Annotated in this window: 17 protein-coding genes and 2 pseudogenes; 8 read left to right on the top strand and 11 right to left on the bottom strand. The window is 56.8% G+C overall.

All coding sequences use genetic code 11. The annotated features are described in order from the left end of the window. Positions 1-37 precede the first annotated feature (37 nt). Complete coding sequence (gene gfa, locus EAH78_RS17525; RefSeq protein WP_140668616.1) at positions 38-616, bottom strand: S-(hydroxymethyl)glutathione synthase; 579 nt, start codon at positions 614-616, stop codon at positions 38-40. Between the two features lie 221 nt (positions 617-837). On the opposite strand from gfa, the gene EAH78_RS17520 reads away from it, so the two are divergent. Both EAH78_RS17520 and EAH78_RS17515 read left to right on the top strand, forming a co-directional pair. Next, positions 838-1,479, top strand: coding sequence for a dTMP kinase (locus EAH78_RS17520; RefSeq protein ID WP_140668615.1), 642 nt, complete (start codon positions 838-840; stop codon positions 1,477-1,479). Between the two features lie 87 nt (positions 1,480-1,566). Next, positions 1,567-2,472 carry a LysR family transcriptional regulator gene (locus tag EAH78_RS17515; RefSeq protein WP_140668614.1) on the top strand — a complete coding sequence of 302 codons (906 nt, stop codon included), beginning with the start codon at positions 1,567-1,569 and terminating at the stop codon, positions 2,470-2,472. On the opposite strand, the gene EAH78_RS17510 is transcribed toward EAH78_RS17515, so the two are convergent. The 8 genes and pseudogenes from EAH78_RS17510 to EAH78_RS17480 form a co-directional block, all read right to left on the bottom strand. Then, entirely contained in the window at positions 2,462-3,238 is a 777-nt protein-coding gene (locus EAH78_RS17510; RefSeq protein ID WP_140668613.1) for a substrate-binding domain-containing protein, read from the bottom strand. The two genes, EAH78_RS17515 and EAH78_RS17510, sit on opposite strands and share 11 nt — an antisense overlap. 25 nt (positions 3,239-3,263) lie before the next feature. Further along, positions 3,264-4,556: an MFS transporter gene (locus tag EAH78_RS17505; RefSeq protein WP_140668612.1), complete on the bottom strand. Its 1,293-nt coding sequence runs from the start codon at positions 4,554-4,556 to the stop codon at positions 3,264-3,266. A gap of 112 nt (positions 4,557-4,668) precedes the next feature. After that, positions 4,669-5,028, bottom strand: coding sequence for a response regulator (locus EAH78_RS17500; RefSeq protein ID WP_161599688.1), 360 nt, complete (start codon positions 5,026-5,028; stop codon positions 4,669-4,671). A 627-nt stretch (positions 5,029-5,655) separates the two neighbouring features. After that, positions 5,656-6,288: pseudogene (locus tag EAH78_RS33385) on the bottom strand (transposase); the annotation flags it as partial. A 202-nt stretch (positions 6,289-6,490) separates the two neighbouring features. After that, positions 6,491-7,498, bottom strand: coding sequence for a DUF1214 domain-containing protein (locus EAH78_RS17490; protein ID WP_240051892.1), 1,008 nt, complete (start codon positions 7,496-7,498; stop codon positions 6,491-6,493). A 44-nt stretch (positions 7,499-7,542) separates the two neighbouring features. Beyond that, a complete protein-coding gene (locus tag EAH78_RS32740) occupies positions 7,543-7,869 on the bottom strand; it encodes a DUF1254 domain-containing protein (RefSeq protein WP_240051891.1) in 327 nt (108 codons plus the stop codon). Between the two features lie 462 nt (positions 7,870-8,331). Then, positions 8,332-9,045 (bottom strand): NAD(P)H-dependent oxidoreductase, encoded by a 714-nt coding sequence (locus tag EAH78_RS17485; RefSeq protein ID WP_140668611.1) that lies wholly within the window; start codon positions 9,043-9,045, stop codon positions 8,332-8,334. 35 nt (positions 9,046-9,080) lie between these two features. Further along, entirely contained in the window at positions 9,081-10,307 is a 1,227-nt protein-coding gene (locus EAH78_RS17480; RefSeq protein WP_140668610.1) for an acyl-CoA dehydrogenase family protein, read from the bottom strand. Positions 10,308-10,434: 127 nt separating this feature from the next. Here EAH78_RS17480 and EAH78_RS17475 point away from each other — a divergent pair, with 127 nt between their 5' ends. Beyond that, positions 10,435-11,427 carry a GlxA family transcriptional regulator gene (locus tag EAH78_RS17475; protein WP_140668609.1) on the top strand — a complete coding sequence of 331 codons (993 nt, stop codon included), beginning with the start codon at positions 10,435-10,437 and terminating at the stop codon, positions 11,425-11,427. Between the two features lie 65 nt (positions 11,428-11,492). Here EAH78_RS17475 and EAH78_RS17470 read toward each other — a convergent pair whose 3' ends face one another. Both EAH78_RS17470 and EAH78_RS17465 read right to left on the bottom strand, forming a co-directional pair. Further along, positions 11,493-12,419 (bottom strand): transporter, encoded by a 927-nt coding sequence (locus EAH78_RS17470; protein WP_170219134.1) that lies wholly within the window; start codon positions 12,417-12,419, stop codon positions 11,493-11,495. A 440-nt stretch (positions 12,420-12,859) separates the two neighbouring features. Next, positions 12,860-13,232, bottom strand: a pseudogene (locus EAH78_RS17465) (arylsulfatase); the annotation flags it as partial. 193 nt (positions 13,233-13,425) lie between these two features. On the opposite strand from EAH78_RS17465, the gene EAH78_RS17460 reads away from it, so the two are divergent. From EAH78_RS17460 to EAH78_RS17440, 5 genes are all read left to right on the top strand, one after another. Further along, complete coding sequence (locus EAH78_RS17460; RefSeq protein ID WP_140668608.1) at positions 13,426-14,589, top strand: thiolase C-terminal domain-containing protein; 1,164 nt, start codon at positions 13,426-13,428, stop codon at positions 14,587-14,589. A 68-nt stretch (positions 14,590-14,657) separates the two neighbouring features. Beyond that, complete coding sequence (locus tag EAH78_RS17455; protein WP_140668607.1) at positions 14,658-16,487, top strand: DUF1302 domain-containing protein; 1,830 nt, start codon at positions 14,658-14,660, stop codon at positions 16,485-16,487. 32 nt (positions 16,488-16,519) lie between these two features. Next, the gene (locus EAH78_RS17450; protein ID WP_140668606.1) at positions 16,520-17,881 is read left to right on the top strand and encodes a DUF1329 domain-containing protein; all 1,362 of its coding nucleotides are present in this window, start codon (positions 16,520-16,522) and stop codon (positions 17,879-17,881) included. A 79-nt stretch (positions 17,882-17,960) separates the two neighbouring features. Continuing rightward, positions 17,961-19,019 (top strand): WD40/YVTN/BNR-like repeat-containing protein, encoded by a 1,059-nt coding sequence (locus EAH78_RS17445; RefSeq protein WP_140668605.1) that lies wholly within the window; start codon positions 17,961-17,963, stop codon positions 19,017-19,019. A 36-nt stretch (positions 19,020-19,055) separates the two neighbouring features. Next, a partial coding sequence (locus tag EAH78_RS17440) for a hypothetical protein (RefSeq protein WP_140668604.1) occupies positions 19,056-19,287 on the top strand: 232 nt, incomplete at its 3' end.

The raw sequence follows: 19,287 nt of genomic DNA, 5'->3' as shown, positions 1-19,287 counted from the left end.
GGGGTCGCGGTCTGCAAAAACCGCGACGGCCGATCAATCAGGTGGCGGGGAGCAGGCCTTTCTGTCTCGCGACATGTGTCGCCATGGCGTCCATCAAGTCCGGCGAGAGGCAGTCATAGGGTTCCAGGCCAATCGAACGCAGGCGCTCACGGATCGCTTTCATTTGCCCTGGCGGTGTGCCGGTTTCGATGATGGAGGACACGAACGCGGCGAAGCCCGGGGCAGCCCATCCGCGTTGCGCAGAGAGCTCGGTGTGAACGAAGTCCAGGCCATAAAACGCGTGGTCCTCGTTCTCGATGCGCCCGAAGAGATGGGCATGACACTGCTTGCAGGCGTGGCGCTGAATGGTCGCGGTGTCGTCGACAATGGTCAGTTTTTCGCCGTGAGCCGTGACGCTGACCTTGTCCCGTGGTACCACGGCGATGACGGCGAATGTCGCGCCTTGCGGTTTCCAGCATTTGCTGCAGCCGCACGCATGATTATGCAGCGTTTGTGCGTCAATTCTCACCTCGACCTTGTCGGTCGCACACAGGCATTGCAGGGTGCCACCGGTGAAATTCGCGGCGGCGGGTTGAATACCATTGTCCAGTGCAGGGTGAAGTTTCAAAGTGGTCATGCTGGCGTCTCCTTTTCAGAGTGTCCACGGATAAAGAATAGTTCGCTCAGGCGCATGGATCATTTCATCTCGATACGTTTGTCTGCGGATACTCAAAACTCAGTTAGAGTGTTCATCAACGCCTGTTCATAAGGGCCCTCCACTCGATTCGTGTAGTCGCGGCAAGCGGTTTTAGCGCACGATCCGGGCAAAAAAACCGTACATCAATCGATATTTGAAGAATGAATCGTCCGCTGTTTGTTTCTCTGGATGGCCCCAAGGGAGCCGGAAAAACCACACTGTTGGAAGCCGTTACGAAAGCTCTGAGGGCAGACAACAAAAAGGTGATCCGACTTTCCGAACAAAAAAGCGATCCCTGGCGGGGTGAAACAATGACCCTCGTTAACAAACTCGTCAGAAATCCCGGCCGGGAGTTGGAGTGGGAGGTTTGTGAGCGCCTGGCTGATAGCCGTACCTGGATTTCCCGGCATGTGCTGGCCAAGCAGCCACCAGACAGCATTATCCTGATCGATCGCTGGTACCCGTCTGATGCCGCGTTTCGCCGGATAGTCCCGTTTGCAGAGATTCTGCAGTTGAACATTGACCGAAACGTGCAAGTGCCAGACCTGCATGTCGGGGTGGTCACCCACCCTGAAATTTCATGGGCAAGGGCGGCGGCACGACGGCGTGGGCTGAGCAGTACGGTGATCCATAAGCTGGAAGAACATGTCGCGTGTACCGAGGCGTTCGAGCAAGCGATTGCAGATCACGGCTGGGTTTTATGCCGTAATGAAGGAACGATCAAAGAGGCAACGATGCAGGTGGTATCCGAGATCTATGGGGTCCTTCGAGGTCCTGTAGGTGAAGTTCGCTGCGCCGGTTGAGATAGCCGTAGATGTAGTTACATTGTGCATTAATTTTATACATTCATAGGATAAGCTGATCAATCTGTCTGATCCCGAGTGCGCATCATGGCCATCAACTTCGACCTCAACGACCTGCAAGCTTTTCGCGCCGTGGTCGAGCAGGGCAGTTTTCGCAAAGCCGCCGACGCCGTGCGTATATCCCAGCCTGCGCTGAGCCGGCGCATCGAAAAGCTTGAAGACGCCCTCGGAGTACGATTGTTCGACCGCACCACACGTAAGGTCAGCTTGACTCAGGCCGGGCGCGGTTTCATGCCCAGCGTCGAGCGCTTGCTGGACGATCTGGACGTGGCGCTGCTGGGAATCAGCGAAGTCGCCTCGACCCGGCTCGGCCATGTCACGGTGGCCTGCGTGCCCTCGGCAGCGTATTACTTCATGCCGCGCGTGATCGCCCATTACCACCGGCAGTTCCCGAAGATCAAAGTGAAAGTGCTCGACTCCAGCGCCCACGACGTACTCAGCGCCGTCGTCAACGGCGAAGCCGATTTCGGTCTGAGCTTCATGGGTACGCTGGAGACTGAAGTCGAGTTCGAGCCCTTGGTGCAGGAAGGTTATGTTGTGGCCTGTCGGCGCGATCATCCATTGGCGGGTCGAAGCAGCGTGACGTGGGATGAGTTCTATCAGCAGGATTACATCTCGCTGGACAAGACCTCGGGCAATCGCTTTTTGCTGGATCAGGCGCTGACCGCAATCGTGCCGAAACGGCAGAGCATCTGTGAAACCCGGCATGTGACGACGATGATCGGCTTGGTGGAAGCGGGGTTGGGGGTTGCGGCGGTGCCGCTGATGGCGATGCCGGCAGCGGATCACCCGATTCTGACGCGGGTGCCGCTGACAGACCCGCAGGTGATGCGCAGTGTCGGCCTGATCAAGCGCCGGGGTCGCACGTTGACCCCGGCTGCGTTGGAACTGGAACGGCTGGTGGTGGAAATGAAAGTCCAGGTCAGCGACTGACTGAATCCAGCCCGGTGGCCTTCACATCCGGTTGAGCGGCCGAGGAGGCCAGGTACTCCAGCAACGCCTTGGCTTCAGCCGGGTGTTGCGCGCCCACGGGAATGCCGGCAGCGAAACGCGTTACCGATTGCACCGACTCTGGAATCTTTGCCACAAAACTGACGCCCGGCACGGGGAGCAATTCGCTGACCTGCTGGAAGCCCAGTTGGTAGTCGCCGGTGGCAACCACCGAACCCACGGGGATTTTCGGGATCATCTTCGATTTGGGTTTGAGTTGGCCTTCAATGCCCAGGCGCTTGAACAACTGATCCTCGATGTACACGCCACTGGCGCTGTCGGAATAGGCCACGGATTTAGCGTCCAGCAACGTTTTTTTCAGCCCCTCGACGGAGCTGATATCCGGTTTCGGAGCGCCTTCGCGCACCACCAGGCCGATCCGCGAATCGGCCAGTTCCACCCGTGAAGCGGGATCAACTTTGCCTTGCTTGATCAGGTCATCGAGGGCGTAGCCGACCATGATCACTACGTCAGCTTTTTCTCCGCGAGAAAGACGGTTGGGAATAGCTTCCGGCGCTTTGCCCATCGACGGGCCAAGGGCGGTGTCGAGTGTGTTGCCGGTGGACGCGGCAAATTTAGGGCCGAGAACTTTGTAGGCAGCGGTGAAACCGCCGGAGGTCATCACGCGGATCTCTTCTGCCTGGGCGCCGGTGCTGAGGCCGAGGCTGGCCACCAGGGCGAGGGCGGCGAAATTAAATAGCTTGTTCATGGTCGTGTTCTCACAAAGGGCAGGTTCAAGACATCGCCGGTTGCAGGCGGCCGGTGGAGCGGCGGTAGAGATACAAGGTCGCGCACAAGGCACAGAGTGCGGCGAAACTCATCCAGTAACCGGGTGCAGCCTTGTCGCCGGTGTACTGAATCAGGAAGGTCGACATCGCCGGGGTGAAGCCGCCAAACACCGCCGTAGCCAAGCTGTAAGCCAGGGAGAAACCGGCAACCCGAACTTCGACCGGCATGATTTCCGTGAGCGCCGCAATCATTGCGCCGTTGTACAAACCGTAAATGAACGACAACCACAGCAGGACCAACAGCATGTTGATGAAGCTTGGCGCGTTGACCAGATAAGTCAGAGCTGGATACGCAGTGGCGAGGGTTAACAGCGCCATGGCGATTAGCACTGGACGCCGACCGATGCGGTCAGATAACGCGCCGCCAATGGGTAACCAGAAGAAGTTCGAAACACCCACCAGCAAGGTCACCAATAGCGCATCGGACGTACTCAGGTGCAGCACGGTTTTGCCGAAGGTTGGTGCGTACACGGTGATCAGGTAAAAAGCCGTGGTGGTGAGGGCGACCATCATCATCCCGGCGAACACGATTACCCAGTTCTGCGCGAGGGTGCGGAACACATCGCCCATACTCGGCCGATGTTTGCGTGCTTCGAATTCCTTGGTTTCTTCGAGGTTACGGCGCAGGAAAAAAATGAACGGCACGATCATGCAACCGACGAAAAACGGAATCCGCCAGCCCCAATCGGCAATCATTGCGGGCGCCATCCACTGATTCAACCCGTAGCCCAACGCCGCCGCGACGATAATTGCCACTTGCTGGCTGGCCGACTGCCAACTGGTGAAGAAGCCTTTGTTGCCTGGAGTGGCGATCTCCGAGAGGTACACCGAGACGCCCCCCATTTCCGCACCGGCCGAGAAGCCTTGCAGCAAGCGACCGATCAGCACGAGGGCTGGTGCAAATAACCCGATGGTTTCGTAACCAGGCACCAACACAATGAGAATCGTGCCGCTGGCCATAATCGACAACGTCACGATCAACCCTTTGCGCCGACCCACATCGTCGATGTAAGCACCGAGTACCACCGCGCCCAACGGACGCATCAGGAAACCCGCGCCAAACACCGCGAAGGTCATCATCAGGGAGGCAAATTCACTGCTGGCCGGAAAGAACACAGCCGCAATTTGCGTAGCGTAAAAGCCGAAAAGGAAGAAATCGAACTGTTCGAGGAAGTTGCCCGAGGTAACCCGGAAAATCGCACCGGCGCGTGAACGCCCGGAAGGGTTTGATGTTGTCATTGACCTGAACTCCACCGCTTTTATGACGTGCGCAGCCTGGCGGCGCACGGTTCTTATTGGTGCGAATGGTGGATCAGGACGATCGATATGATAAGTGCATTGTTGGCATGTATTAATGCATGAAACAGATCAATTCAAGCGAAGGAGAGGGCCGGTGAGCGCAGAGTCCGGAGCCAAGGCCCTGTTGCGGGAGAGGTTCGATTAAAGGACGGGCTTCAGAATGATGCACTCGCGAAGTGAGCTCATTCAGACTGAAGGGTTTGGTCAGTAATCGGGTTGTCCTATCGACCGAGACCAGTCGCGAACCGCCAGCAAACCCAGTGATGAAAAGCACCTTGAGCAGCGGACATTGCTTCTTGAGTTCCGCAGCCAGACTGATCCCGTTCATCAATCCTGGTAAGCCTACATCGGTCAGGAGCAAATCCAGGTGTTCCAGCTTCTCTGCCTGTTTAATTGCAGAAACGCTATCCACCGCTTCGATACGCGATAGCCAATTTCGGACAAAAGCTCCGACGCCATTTGTCGGATAGCCGCTTCATCGTCCACCAGCAATATGGTTTCATTCTTTCCCGATGACTCTAGCTGCTGAGTGTCGCCGATAAGCCAAAATCGAAGAGCAGAAACTATTTCCAGCGTGACTTGGATACCAGTGATGCATTGGCGAACCTTTGCGCACAGCGGGCTAATGCACCCTTGGGCGCATGGCACTCAGCAACCAACGGCAGGATCATCGAGCAACAACAGATTCTGACGACGCAAATGAAAATCAAGTTCTACCACTCAAGCTTGGTGATGCTCAAAAATACGGCTTACCGGGAGAGATTTCTACCGGCAATTATAGGGTTACGTGTGGCAGCTACCGGGCTCCCGTTGACCCTGGACCGCGAGAAAAGTGAGGGGGCTCGGGTTTTTCTCGGATCGACTACGAACGGCATTGGTTGTTGCCGCCGCAACCGAATGACACCAGAAAAACGCTCTGCCATACGTCAGGTGTCAAAGACAGGAAAGACGTCCAATGAGTAGAGCCGGGACGCCTGTGGCCGTTGATAATTAAAAATAAAAAACCCAAGCTTTAATAATCAACCATTTACTTATATCAAGTGAGGGAAATCTGCTGGTCTGGACTTTCGTGGAGCTGTGCCTCGATTTCCTTGAGTTTCTGCATCTGCTTTTCCACTGTTTCGATTTTTTCTTTCAGCCGCTCGGCCTTGGCCTCGGCCACTTCGGGCGTTGCCCGATCCGCCGAATCCATCGCCGCCAGATAGCGATCAATGCTCTGCTCGATCTGCTGCATGCGTGCCTTCACCTTGCCCTGAGTGAAGTTGCGGTCGCGATTATTGACGGCTTTTGAATTTGCTGCCGTCGATGGCGATGATCGATTGGGAGAAGAGATTGAGGTTGCGACAAAGCACTACGAACTGGCGGCATACGCTGCGAATGGCTTTGCCGTTGTCTTTGCGAAAGTCGGCAATGGTTTTGAAGTCCGGAGCCAAACGCCCGTTAGCCACATCAACTCGACGTTGCGCTCGGCCTCACGTTCAAGTCGGCGGCTGGACTGAATCCGATTGAGATAGCCGTAGATATAGATCTTCAGCAACACCGCTGGGTGATAGGCCGGACGACCCGTTGCGGCAGGATCGACGCCCTCAAAACCAAGTGCGCCCAGGTCGAGTTCATCGACGAAAACATCGACCACGCGCACTGGATTTTCTTCGGCTACGTAATCGTCCAGACACTACGGCAGCAACGTGACTTGCGTCCGAGCCTCACCTTCAATAAATCGCTTCATGATCGCCCCCGATGCGATCTAGACGATCAGAAGGTTAGACAATCACTGGCGTTTTCACACAGCCTAGACCCATAGCAGCCGTTCGGAAGTGGGCGCTTGTGAACAGCACCCCTCGGATCCGAGCCTGTAAAGACCTGCGGCTCACTCACTGAACTAGTTCGATCTCGCTCGGCCGCCACGCTTTCGTGAAGAATGACTCAAGCGGGCTGTAGAGGCGCAGGATCGTGAACCAGCCCTTGTCAGGGGTGGTCTGTATCCAGTTTCCGGCTTTCGCGTCCGCAGGCTTGGTAGGGCCGAAGTAGATGGTTGTGGAGCCATCCGCATTCTCGACTGAGGCCGGTGAAGAATAGGTCTGGCTACCCGCTCGCGGGTAGCGTTGCGGCGTCTGGAGCATGGACCGCGTCTGGTTGTCGTAGACGGTGAACGACCAGAATTTGGCCGCTGGAATCTTCGGCGGCAGGATCACTTTGTAGGTCTTGCTGCCATCGAAGGGGTGCTTTTGCGCATCAGAGAACCCCATGAGGTACTGCGAGCCCACGTTGGGCAGCCGCATGATCATCCCCGGTGAGTCCATGGTGTAGCCGTAATAAAAGGCCGCGCGCGAATCGAGGGTCCGTGCTCCGGTCGGTGGCAATGCCTTAAACAAGCCTTCCTTGGTGATCATTGGCGGCGGTGTCTCAAAATCGAAGCCACCTTGCCACAGCATGCTGGCCCACATCGAGTTCGGGTAGTAGGCCCAGCCGGGATAGTCGGCAGCACGAAAGTTCAGTGATCGTCCGGCCGCATTGCCCACGGCCGCCGCGTCGGTGAGGATTTTCTTCATCCGCTCGTCCGGAGCAAATGGCTTGCCCTTCACGATGCCAATGGCCGCCAGTTGGCCCAGCAGTTCCGGATTGAACGAGGTGGCGGGTTCCAGTTGCACGAGCTTGTCGAGCGTCTCGAAATAGGTGAAGTCATTAGGGGGAATAGTGTTGAAAGACTTACCGCTGCCGTCCACGAATTTCGTCGGCGGTATGGGCGGATTGGGCTCCAGCCTGACTTGACCTGCGAGAGCCGTGGCAATGCTGGTGCCGTAGCCGCCTGGGGTATAGGGATAAATTTTCAGTTTGTCTTTTATGAGGTCGACAGAAGGTTTCGGGTCGTTGTTCTCCATGAAGGCGCGAACGGCGTAGAGCTCGTGGTTGGTTTTCGCTCCACCTACAAAAAAGCCACTGTCCGGGAGAGGCCCCTCGTAGTCCGGCGGCCACCTTCGCCCCGGTCAGGCCCGGGCGTACAGAGGTCGATGATCCAGCCGAACCACATGTCATTGAGTGTGCCGAGCGATTTGGGCGGCACCTCAACCACCAATGGCCCTTTTGTCAGATCGAGGATAGAGAGCGTATAGATGGTGTCAGCGTTGGCAGTAAGAAACAGCGATTGGGAATCCATCAACTCGGAGAAAATGAGCACTGTGTTGTCGTCTACCCCAATGCTGTGAAAACCCTCGCGAATCGCATAGGCCGATGCACCTGAAAAACTGTTCATGAACGCATCTATACCGCGAGTGAAAGCCAGGGTGTCGTAGACGTCCTGTGTGGTTTTTACGCTCGGTGCGCCGTCCTTGAACTCCAGCGTGCCGATTCGGGTTTCGATGCGATCGGGTGTAGTGATTCCCGGGGGGATTTCGCTGGCCGCCTGCGCTGCGTTTATTGCAGGGAATTAATGGCGCAATGACATTTTTCCGAGCGCGGTCAATCACTTTCCCGGCGCTCTTGTCATCACTGAGTGGTACGGTACTGACGTAACTCGCTCTAATGACCTAATACAGATGTTGCGCACCATAGTCGGAGCAGCACAGTTTGCTTGATCAGCTTTTCCAGCAAACCATGCATAGGTGCACATTTGCCATTGCTCCAGCCACCGGCTGCTTCTGGCCGATCTCTGCCTACCACACATGGTTGAAGCCAACCCAAAGCAGACATCAACGATGCGCTGTTCGAACATGAGTCAGATATTCGTAGCGGACAGTGGATGCAGTTTTTCGTCAAAATGATTGAGCGAGACGAACGTCAGAGTCTGTAGCGTGTCCAGCGATCTCAAGTGCTGACGATACTGCTCCAACAAGATTGCGCGGGCCTCTTGGGAGATGTACGGCACGTGATGGGCAACAAAGGTTGGCAACACAGCCATCCCGGTATAAGCCAGCGTGCCGCGCAGGACCGGCTTAAGCATATCGTTGAGTTCACCGTGCACGCCGTCCTTGACCAGCATGTGAGGTTGACCGCCGATGGTGATGGCAAGCATGGCCTTTTTGCCAGCCAGACCTCCTTGGTCGTAAAAGCGCTTGCCGCCGTAGCAAACGCCGGAAATGAGTACCCGGTCTATCCAGCCTTTCATAATCGCCGGCATCGAAAACCAATAAATTGGGAAGTTGAAGATCACAAGATCAGCCTTGAGTAACTTGTCCAGTTCCTCTTGGATATCCGCTGCCAGGGTCTGTTGCGAATGATTATGACGTTGCTCCAGCGCATAGGTCAGGTAGTCGGCATTGGCGCGGCTACCAAAATCGGCTGCGCTGGCAACCGGATTCCAGTTCATGGCATACAGGTCGGAAACGCCGACGCAATGTCCTTGCGCTTGCAGTTCTTCGACGGCCAGGTTTTTCATGGCTGTATTGAACGACAGCGACTCGTTGTGTGCATGAATAATGAGGATATTCATCGGGCAGGTCTCCAGTGGGCGTGAATGGGCAGACATCAGCCTGTGATGTCTTTACCAAAGATGCCGCGTGCGATGACCAGTTTTTGAATCTCATTGGTACCCTCATAGATCTCGGCGATTTTGCAATCGCGGTAAATCTCCTCGACTCGGTAGTGCGAACCATCAGCCGCCAGTTCACGCATGAAGCCGTAACCGCCAAAGATCTGTACCGCATCACGGGCAAATTCACCCGCGAGGTTAGTGCCATACCATTTGGCCATGGCGGCCTCGGGTTCCGGGAAAGCGTGCCCTTCGTCCATGCGTAACGCCGCCTTGAGATACAGGTTGCGGGCATTCTCGATTTCCGTCGCACGCTCAGCCAGCTTGAACTGCCAATGCTGGAACTGCGCGATAGCTTTGCCGAAGGCCCGGCGGGTCTTGAGTCGCTCGACACTGTGATCAAACAGTGCCTGAGCCATGCCGGTCCCACTCGCGGCAATCCCGACGCGTCCGTAAGTCAGCGTTTGCAACGCTATCTTGAGACCTTGACCCGGCAGGCCAACAACGTTCTCCATCGGCACCTCGACGTTGTCGAAGTAGATATCCGCCGTCAGTTGACCGTGGTTGCCCATTTTCTTGTCGGGTTCACCCACACGAACACCTGACCAACTCAGTTCGACCACCAGCTCCGTCATGCGCTCTCCATCGACGCAGAGCACCACAACAAAATCGGCGACGGGTGAGTTGGTAATGAAGCGCTTGCGACCGTTGACGATGTAACCATTTTCGGTACACATGGCGTAGGTGTTCATGGCCTGGATGCTCAGGTCGGTACTGGCATCCGGTTCGGTAGTGGCAAAGCTCCCAATCTTGTCGCCGTTGAGCAGGGGGGTGAGATAGCGTTGCTTGATCGAGTCTGACCCATGATTCAGAGCATTGCCCGCGAGAATGCAATGCACGTCAACGATGGCGGCCACCGAATTCGAATGGTACGCCAGCTCTTCGATCATCACGGCGGTGGCGGCCGTCGGGTACTTGAGCCCGCGCCCCCCGACGTCGGCAGCAAAGGGAATGCCGAACAAACCGGCCTTGGCCATCTTGGCAAACAGGTCGCGCGGGAAGGCTTCGACAGACTCCTCGGTATGACCAATTACATAAGCCACTGGTGCGACATGCTCATCCGCGAAGCGACGAACCTCCTGGCGAATGGCGAGGATTTCCAGCGGGGTATTCAGGTCGTGGTACAGCGTGTCTTGGTAGCGGGGAATCGTCGTCTGGGTCATGAGTAATCTCGTCATTAGCCTGGAAAGCAGCGTGGCGAGCACTGTAGTGAGACGCAGGAAAGGGCGTAATAGGCAAAAACGACTGTAAATATGCGAATATCGCCATACCCACTTAAAAGGTGCTGCCATGCCTACCGCCGCGATTCTCGGGTTTGACGATTCCTATGCTTCCGTTATTGGAGGATTTGCAGATATGTTGCAGGTCGCCAATGCGCATATGGCCAGGCAAGGAATGCCACCATCCGGGCTGTTTGAATGGCATTTCATATCGCAAAGCGGGCAGCCTGTCCGTACGAGCAACGGACTTGAACTGGCCATGCGGCCACTACCGCAGAACCAGAATTACGATCTGGTCTTTATCCCAAGCCTGCATTACCGAGGCTGGCAGCATTTCCAGCAATTTCTGGCCAATCAGGTAACCGTGCGCGACTGGCTGATCAAGCAATGGGAGCAGGGTGCATGGCTGTGCGCGAATTGCACGGGCACCTTTGTGCTCGCCGATACAGGTTTGCTCGATAACCGGACTGCAACGACTACCTGGTGGCTGGAGGGGCATTTCCGCGAGCGATTTCCGAAGGTCGATCTGCACATGCGTCCCTTGGTCACCGAGTCTGAGCGACTGGTGTGCGGCGGCGCACATGCCACCTTTCTGTTGCAATCGATCCACGTGCTCACCCAATTTGCAGGAAAGGCGATAGCCATGCAGTGCGCACGCAGCATGCTGATCGACTTGACCCAAACGACACAGACACCGTTGCAACCGCTTATCGCCGACAACACCCACAATGATCCGTTGATTCAACAGGCACAGAAGTGGCTACAAGATCATTTGGCGGAGCAGATACGCATGAAAGACCTGGCGACGAGATTGGCAGTCAGCGAACGTACACTGATACGCCGCTTCAACAATGTGCTTGAGCTGTCGCCGCTGACCTATTTGCAGAACTTGCGCATCGATACGGCACGAGCGTTACTGGAGGCCGGTGACCTGAGCACCGAGCGAATCGCTCAGTATGTTGGTTATAGCGACATCAGCTCGTTTTCCCGCTTGTTTCGTGAGCGGGTTGGATTTACGCCGGGGGCGTATCGGGCCAGATTTCAGTTATCAAAGGTGGATTAGTTGCATGTTTCCCGGAGAGTATGGCAAACCAATCTTGTGACTGGATGTAGCGGCAATCCTGTGTTTCAAAGCCCTGCGCCGAAGCGATACTGCCAGACCATGCCAATGACATCGTATTCGCTGCCCGTGCGGGTATGCCCGCCATTACTCGCATTCAGCTTTAGCGAATGGTTGCGGTTCAACGGTAGCGTGAGGGTGCATCCGTAGCGTGTGTTTTCCTGAAAATCGTGGTTACCGACCCCATCGACCGAGGTACTGCCGCCCGCGTAGTAGGTCGTGTCCAGCGAAGCCCAAACACCGTTGCTGAAGGCATAGATAAGATGCCCCTGTACCTGGTAAATCGGGTTCTGGGAAAGTGTGTGGTCGCCGAGGAGCTCGTTATTGTCGGTGTAAAAGGTTCCCGCGCCGGATAATTCCAGGGTCACTGACCCCAGGCGCTTGGAAATGCCCAGTTCGGGCTTGAATGACCAGCGGTTGTTGCCGAGATTTATCAGCCTACTCGCGTCGTACTGGCCGAGTGGCGCCGTGACCGCCAGGCTGGCGCCAATAATCACATCCTGTTGATAGCCGGGGAATTCAGCCAGGGACAGCGCCGGGGCGCCATACAAGTTGACCGAGAACCGGAATCTTGGATCGATCAACCCAGTCACATTACGTTCCTTGGGCTCACCGGCGAGTAGAGCTGAGCCCGACAATTTTGCTTCAGGCACGACAATATCGAACTTCCCGGAGTGGCCCCAGACATCCAGGGATCTGGCAAAGGCAAACACGACAGTCTTGATGTTGAGCTTGGCATCCTGAAGTGGGATTGAGGGGTTGGCTGTCACGTTGCCATGGAGATCGCTGTAGCCCAAGAGCAGGAAATTGATACCGACCGGCGTATTGGCGTAGGACCTGGGTTCGAGATCCTCTGCGACTGCACCGGGGGCTACTACGATGAGCGAAGCGGATGCGAACCGAACCAACCTGACGACGCAGAGTTTGTATTTCATTCACATTCGCTCGCTTCCTGTGAGGACCCCAGAGTTCTATGTACTGTTGTAGCGCAACTGCATTCATTTGGCACTTATAACTGCCACCAGCACTGCGTGGCCGCACTGACAGTTTTATCGGCTGCTCTTGGCCGATCAGTGCCTGGGCATACTGTATGTCGGATGAGGTTTGCCTCCTGATTTCGTGAGCAACTCGACGTCTTATAACAAGGCGCTGCTAGAGACAGATCGTCTGGGTTTCCTCAGACGAATCGACCGGCAATTTTTGGCCGATGCTGACTGTCACCGTCTGCGTTGAGTCGATATCTACCTGTTCCGAAAGACTGCTATCGATCCAGGCGCGGCTTCGGAAAGATTTATCTAGATAGTGGGTGGCTATGTACACCGCCCAAAAATACTGTCCACTCATACGTGGGCGGTACGCTGGTTTATCAACGAGGTCACCCTTTGGTTTTTTCCTCGATTTTTGCATCTACCTCAGCTCGGATCTGATCGATGCTGAAGCTGGCCGGTTTTTGGCTAGGTGGATAGTCGATGAAGGTTTGTAGGAAATTAGCCGACTTCATCACTGCAATTTCAGTCAGGTATACGTTCTTGGTACTCCAGTCATAGTACTGATCGGATACCACGACGGCACGTTCACACGAATCCATGCGCAGGTTGAAACTTTTCGGCACCCTCAAGCACACGAAGGGTTCGCTCCAAACTTTGAATCCACCGGGCTCGCGCTGTTCGCAATAGGCCGCTTTCCAGTTGCCGAAGCGCATGGACGCCATGCATGCCGTCGTCATTGAAATAGTAGAAATCATTACGGAATATCTCCAAGCGGCGAGCTGCCCCCTGGCGTTCCAGTTTGTAGACCCCAGCAGATCCATTCGCATCGTCCTTCGACTTCCTCCATCAATTTGAAGCCCCCCCCCGACGCTGGGGGGGTGGCTGTTCGGCTGCGCAATAGGCTGGACGGAACAAGAGTGTGGTGCGTATCAGCTGGCGGGGAGCAGGGCATATGAATGAAAGAGTGCTGATCGCCGGCGTGGGTATGGCGTCATTTTTGCCGCTGGGTGGCTGTGACAGCCACGCGGCGTTGGCGGGCCAGGCCGTGCGTTCGACGCTGGACGATGCACGAATCGATTATGACTTGGTCGATCAGGTTTTTACCTCGTGCGTACAGGGTGACGTAGGTACCGGAGCAGAGATGCTGTCCCGCATCGGCTATTCGGGCATCCCAATTTTCAGTCTCAGCGATGGCTGTGCATCGGCCAGCAGCGCCTTTCAGCTGGCCCGCAACAGCATTCTTTGCGGTGAAGCCGAGTGTGTGTTGGTAGTGGGTGTCGAGTGCATGCCCGCACGGATTTCCAATCGTGAATTTTTTGGCTTGAAGGATCCCGCTCGTGATCTGTTCAAGGACGACGGGCAAGCCAGGGATTCCATCGTTTTACTCGAGCGACGATCGCATCCAGCCGCACTGTTTGCGGCTCAAACCAGTTGGTTGCTGACGCGGTTGGGCGTTGCCGAAAACAGTTTCGACCAGGTGTTGGATCGGGCGCGAACTCAAGCTGGACTCAATCCGTACGCCGTATTGAATCGTGTGCCGGATCGCGACGGCTGGCTCCCGCCTTATCTGTCTCCGCCGGCCTGCGGTGCGGCGGCGGTCTTGCTCTGCTCTCCAGCCTTTGCCCTGCGCTTTGGCGTTCGGGCTGATGTGAGCGTTCTGGCAAGTACCAGGGGCAGCGATTGCATGTCGGAACAAGAGTCCGGCTGTGTGCTGGATGTGCTGGGGCGGGCGACCACCCGGCGCGTGGCGCAACACGCTTATCAGCAGGCAGGACTGGGCCCCGAAGACATTGATGTAGTCGAACTGCACGACCAGAGCGTGGGTGACTTCATGGTCTACAGCGCCGCGCTGGGCTTTTGCCGAGAGGAAGAAATAGACCGTTTCGTACAACTCGGTCATCGCCTCAAAGGACAGATGAATGCAGTGAACCCCTCGGGCGGCTTACTGGGACGTGGTCACGCACCGGGGGCCACCGGTCTGGCGCAAGTGGTCGAACTGGTCCGGCAACTGCGTGGCGTGGCCAAGGGCCGGCAGATTACAGGTGCCCGCACGGCGCTCCAACACAGTACCGCGCTGGGTCGATCTGTGTCGGTAACGCTTTTGCAGCGCACTTGATCGCGTACTTCGCGAGCGGTCAATTCAACCCAAGTTTTTCGTAAACCAAAGAGCAGGTGGCACGTTAGATGAACAAAAATAATAAGATCTGCCATGCAAACCTCCGCAAGGGGTTGCTGACTTCCGCCATTCTCACCGGCCTGGGCATCGCGCCCGTGCAGGCCGTCGAGATCAACACCGGGAACGAAGACCTGGCGGTGCGCTTCGACAACACCGTGAAGCTCAACTACGCCCAGCGTGTGGAGGCACCCAACAGCAAGCTGACCCATTCGTGGAACAACAACGACGGGGATCGCAACTTCTCCTCTGGCAGTCCGGTTTCTCAGCGCATGGATGTGCTGTCCGAACTGGACGTAGTTTACAAACAGAAGGCTGGCTTTCGCGTCAGTGCGAATTCCTGGTACGACCATGCCTACGACGATGTCGGCAGTGACAATGCATCGACCAACCAGCTCAACAGCGGCGTACCGGATTCACGCCACGTGAGCGGTTACGCCGATCGTTACTACAACGGGCCGTCTTCCGAAATTCTCGATGCCTTTGTGTTTGGCAGCACGGAAATTGGTGATGAATCGTTGCTGAGTGGCAAGGCAGGCAAGCACACCCTTTACTGGGGCGAGAGTCTGCTGGCCTTTGCCCATGGCAACAGTTACGGCCAGTCGGGCCTGGACATTTCCAAGGCGCTAGCGGTTCCGGGAACAGAAGCCAAAGAGCTATTCATTCCGCGCAATCAGTTATCGGCCAGTTTCACGCTTAACCCGGAACTGACTGTAGCCGCACAGTATTTCCTGGATTGGGACGCGGCGCGCCTGCCGGAGTCAGGCACTTACCTGGGGTTCAACGATGGCATTCAAAATGGTGGGCATAATCTGTCGTTGATTGCTGCACAAAACCCTCGCTTTGGTACGCCTGGCCCGCTGGGTACCAATCAGTTTTTGCGGCTTAACAACGGCCACACCTTCACCCCGGACAACCATGGTGACTTTGGCCTGATGGCCAAGTGGAGCCCGGAGTGGCTGCAAGGCACGCTGGGTGTCTACTACCGCAAAACCTCCGACATCCTGCCAAACCTGGCCTTGCAGCCCACGGCTGTCGGCCCTGCGCAACTGATCTCTGGCAACGTCGGCAGCTACAACCAGTTCTACGTCGATGACATCGATATCTATGGTCTGAGCCTGTCGAAAAGCATCGCCGGGGTGAGTGTCGGTTTCGACTTGAACTACCGCGAGAACATGCCCCTGGCCAGTGTGCCGGGCAGTGTCAGCCCGACTGCGGCCGCCGCCAACGTCCCCGGCTTCATTGGCAGTTTCAATGGCGAAAACGGCGTCGCCCGCGGCAACACCGTGCACGCGGTGCTCAACGGTCTGACCACCTTTGGCGACACGCGGGTCTGGGACAGTTCTTCGCTGCTGGTCGAGCTCGCTTACAGCCGTTGGCTGGACGTGACCGAGAACAAACAACTGTTCAAGGGCGAGGACTGGTACCACGGCACCGACAAGGTCACCAAGGACAACTACATCGTTGGCGTCAACTTTACCCCGACCTGGTATCAGGTATTCCCCGGCATCGATATGTTCATGCCGATGACTTACAACGTCGGCCTCAATGGCAACTCTGCCGTCCAGTTGGGCGGTAACGAAGACGCCGGCAGTTATTCGGTGGGTGTCGGCATGGACGTGCACAACCAGTACCGCTTCGACCTGAAATACGTGGACAACTTCGGTCCATTCGACACCTGCAGTTCGCCAGGCAACGCTGGCCGTCAGGGAGACGGTGCGGCACCGGGTGCCAATGGCCAGTACAACTGCGTACCCGGTCAAACCACCGCCTTCGGCGGAACCCCGTCCCAGCTCAAGGATCGCGGCATGGTCACTTTGACCTTCAAAACGACTATCTGATCGAACCGTTGCCCAGCAACAGGAGACACCCCATGAAGTTCGTCAACACGCTTTTATTTACTGCCTTGACCGTGGCCATCGCAGGCGCGGCACACGCAGCCGTTTCCCCCGATGAAGCGGCAAAACTAGGCACCAGCCTGACCGCGGTCGGCGCTGAAAAAGCCGGCAACGCCGACAACACCATCCCGGCTTACACCGGTGGTATCACCACACCGCCGGCCAGTTTCCAGGCCGGCAGCTCGTTCCGTCCGGACCCTTACGAGGCTGACAAGCCGCGTGCAGTCGTCGATGGTAAAAACGTGGGTCAATTCGCCGACAAACTGACCGCGACCACGCAAGAGTTGCTCAAGCGTTACCCAACGTTCCGGGTCGACGTGTTCCCGACCCATCGCAGCGTGGCATTACCGCAGCGCCTGCTGGATAACACCGCGAAAAACGCCGTTGGCACCAAAACCCTCGAGGGCGGGGTCGCGCTGGAAAATGCGCTGCCGGGCGTACCGTTCCCGATCCCGAAAGATGGCTATGAGGCCATGTGGAACCACCTGTTGCGCTATCAGGGTTACGCCACCAATTTCAAATACGACTCGTGGAACGTCGACGGTTCCGGTACGGCGATTCTGGCGACGTCGGGCAATGCCTACCTCGAATATCCGCTCTACGATCCGAAGCGTACCGAGCCGGCGAAAGAGACCGACCTGTTCTTCAAGACCAAGCTCTATTACCAGGCCCCGGCCCGTCGCGCAGGCGAAGCCATCCTGGTGCAGGACGCGGTCAATCCGCTGAAAATGGAGCGTCGGGGCTGGCAATACCTGCCGGGCCAACGTCGTGTGAAACTGGCCCCGGACATCGCCTACGACACGCCGAACCCGGGCTCGGCCGGCGCCTCGACCTATGACGATGCGTGGGTGTTCAACGGTGCCATGGACCGTTACGACTTCAAGCTGGTGGGCAAGAAGGAAATGATCATTCCTTACAACACCTACAAGCTGAACTACCACAAGGAAGCGGCGGACATCACCACACCGCACTTCGTCAATCCGGACCTGACGCGCTGGGAGTTGCACCGCGTGTGGGTGGTCGAGGCCACGCTGAAACCGGGCAAACGCCACATCTACAGCAAACGCACCTTCTACCTCGACGAAGACAGCTGGATCGCCGTGGCCTCCGATGAATACGACGCCAGCGGCAAGTTGTACCGCGGCTCGTTTGCCCACCTGGCTTACAGCTATGACGTGCAGGCGCCGAACTCCGACAACCATATGATTTATGACTTTGTCTCGGGCAGCTACAACATCACCGGCATCTACGGCCCGTATGGCGGCGTCAAGTACATCGACCCGCTTTCGAAGGCGCTGTGGGCACCTGAGTCACTGGCCGGCACCGGTATCCGCTAAGCCATAAACGCAGGTGTTTTTTTGGTCGCCGACAGTGTGCCTTTCACTGTTCGGCGGCTTTTTTTGCCGAGTAGTCCTAATGAATGCATTTAGATGGATAACGCTGGCTGCGCTAGGCGTGGCATTGGCCGTGCCCTTTACCCGAGCGGTGATCGCCGCGGAGTTTGTCGATCCGCTGTCCAGTCCGGCGATTCAGAGTGAAAAAGCCGTTAACGGGATGTTCACCGGGTTGGCCAGTGCGGGTAAACGTCTGGTTGCCGTCGGCCAGCGTGGCCATATTTTCTATTCCGATGACAACGGCATCCGCTGGAAGCAGGCACAAGTGCCAGTGAGCTCCGATCTGGTGGCGGTCCAGTTTCCGAGCCCGACGCAGGGTTGGGCGGTCGGGCACGACGGCGTTGTGTTGCACAGCGACGACAAGGGTGAAACCTGGAAACGCCAGCTGGATGGCCGTCAGGTCGGGCATATCATGCTCGAACACTATCGCCAGCAAGCGGTGACGGATGAGGCGTTATTGGCTGATGCTCAACGCATGATCGATGAAGGGGCGGATAAACCCTTCCTGGACGTGTGGTTCGCCAATGAGAAAACCGGTTACATCGTCGGCGCGTTCAACCTGATTTTCCGCACCGACGATGGCGGCCAGACCTGGCAACCCTTGATGGACCGCACCGACAACCCGGGCGCACTGAACTTCTACGGGATGCGTGCGATCGGCGACGACCTGTTTATTGTCGGTGAGCAAGGCCTGGTGCTGAAACTGGACCCGACGAGCCAACGATTCGTCGGCGTTCCCACCCCCTACAGCGGCAGTTACTTCGGGGTCACCGGCACGCCGGGTGCCGTGCTCGTTTATGGCCTGCGGGGGAATGTTTACCGCAGTGTCGATCACGGATCGAACTGGGAAAAAGTGGAACTCGGATTGTCCTCGAGCATCACCGCGAGCACGGTCACTGCAGACGGTCGAATCATTCTGGTCAGCCAGGCCGGCCACGTGCTGGTCAGTTCTGACGACGGCATGACCGTTACGCAAAAGCCACAAGAACGCTTGGGCCCAGCTGCGGCAGCGCAAGCCACCGGGTCAGGCTCCGTGGTCGTCGCGGGCGCACAGGGGTTGCGGCAGTTGCCGTACCAATAAGCCCACTTCACAGAATAAAAAGAGACGAGCCACGTCATGGGTAATAACTACAACCTCGATACGATGCCGGTGATCCGAGAGCTCAAGGGCTTCGATGCACGCTCCGGCAACTTCCTTGAACGCCTGATTTTCAACAACCGCCTGTTGGTGGTCCTGACCTGCCTGCTCGTCACGCTATTGCTGAGCTATTTCGCCGCCACTCGACTGACGCTCAATGCCAGCTTCGAAAAGATGATTCCGCAGAGTCAGCCGTACATCAAAAACTATC

The sequence above is a fragment of the Pseudomonas arsenicoxydans genome (assembly GCF_006438915.1).
In the GTDB taxonomy this organism is placed as follows: domain Bacteria; phylum Pseudomonadota; class Gammaproteobacteria; order Pseudomonadales; family Pseudomonadaceae; genus Aquipseudomonas; species Aquipseudomonas arsenicoxydans_A.
This window is presented reverse-complemented; position numbering and strand designations above follow the sequence as displayed.

Excerpts from the sequence above, each read along its gene's own strand:
- EAH78_RS17510 (WP_140668613.1), bottom strand. The coding sequence starts at position 3,238 with ATGAACAAGCTATTTAATTTCGCCGCCCTCGCCCTGGTGGCCAGCCTC.
- gfa (WP_140668616.1), bottom strand. The coding sequence starts at position 616 with ATGACCACTTTGAAACTTCACCCTGCACTGGACAATGGTATTCAACCC.
- EAH78_RS17485 (WP_140668611.1), bottom strand. The coding sequence starts at position 9,045 with ATGAATATCCTCATTATTCATGCACACAACGAGTCGCTGTCGTTCAAT.
- EAH78_RS17520 (WP_140668615.1), top strand. The coding sequence starts at position 838 with ATGAATCGTCCGCTGTTTGTTTCTCTGGATGGCCCCAAGGGAGCCGGA.
- EAH78_RS17515 (WP_140668614.1), top strand. The coding sequence starts at position 1,567 with ATGGCCATCAACTTCGACCTCAACGACCTGCAAGCTTTTCGCGCCGTG.
- EAH78_RS17490 (WP_240051892.1), bottom strand. The coding sequence starts at position 7,498 with ATGGAGAACAACGACCCGAAACCTTCTGTCGACCTCATAAAAGACAAA.
- EAH78_RS17460 (WP_140668608.1), top strand. The coding sequence starts at position 13,426 with ATGAATGAAAGAGTGCTGATCGCCGGCGTGGGTATGGCGTCATTTTTG.
- EAH78_RS17470 (WP_170219134.1), bottom strand. The coding sequence starts at position 12,419 with ATGAAATACAAACTCTGCGTCGTCAGGTTGGTTCGGTTCGCATCCGCT.
- EAH78_RS17455 (WP_140668607.1), top strand. The coding sequence starts at position 14,658 with ATGAACAAAAATAATAAGATCTGCCATGCAAACCTCCGCAAGGGGTTG.
- EAH78_RS17445 (WP_140668605.1), top strand. The coding sequence starts at position 17,961 with ATGAATGCATTTAGATGGATAACGCTGGCTGCGCTAGGCGTGGCATTG.
- EAH78_RS17450 (WP_140668606.1), top strand. The coding sequence starts at position 16,520 with ATGAAGTTCGTCAACACGCTTTTATTTACTGCCTTGACCGTGGCCATC.
- EAH78_RS17475 (WP_140668609.1), top strand. The coding sequence starts at position 10,435 with ATGCCTACCGCCGCGATTCTCGGGTTTGACGATTCCTATGCTTCCGTT.
- EAH78_RS17505 (WP_140668612.1), bottom strand. The coding sequence starts at position 4,556 with ATGACAACATCAAACCCTTCCGGGCGTTCACGCGCCGGTGCGATTTTC.
- EAH78_RS17480 (WP_140668610.1), bottom strand. The coding sequence starts at position 10,307 with ATGACCCAGACGACGATTCCCCGCTACCAAGACACGCTGTACCACGAC.
- EAH78_RS32740 (WP_240051891.1), bottom strand. The coding sequence starts at position 7,869 with ATGAACAGTTTTTCAGGTGCATCGGCCTATGCGATTCGCGAGGGTTTT.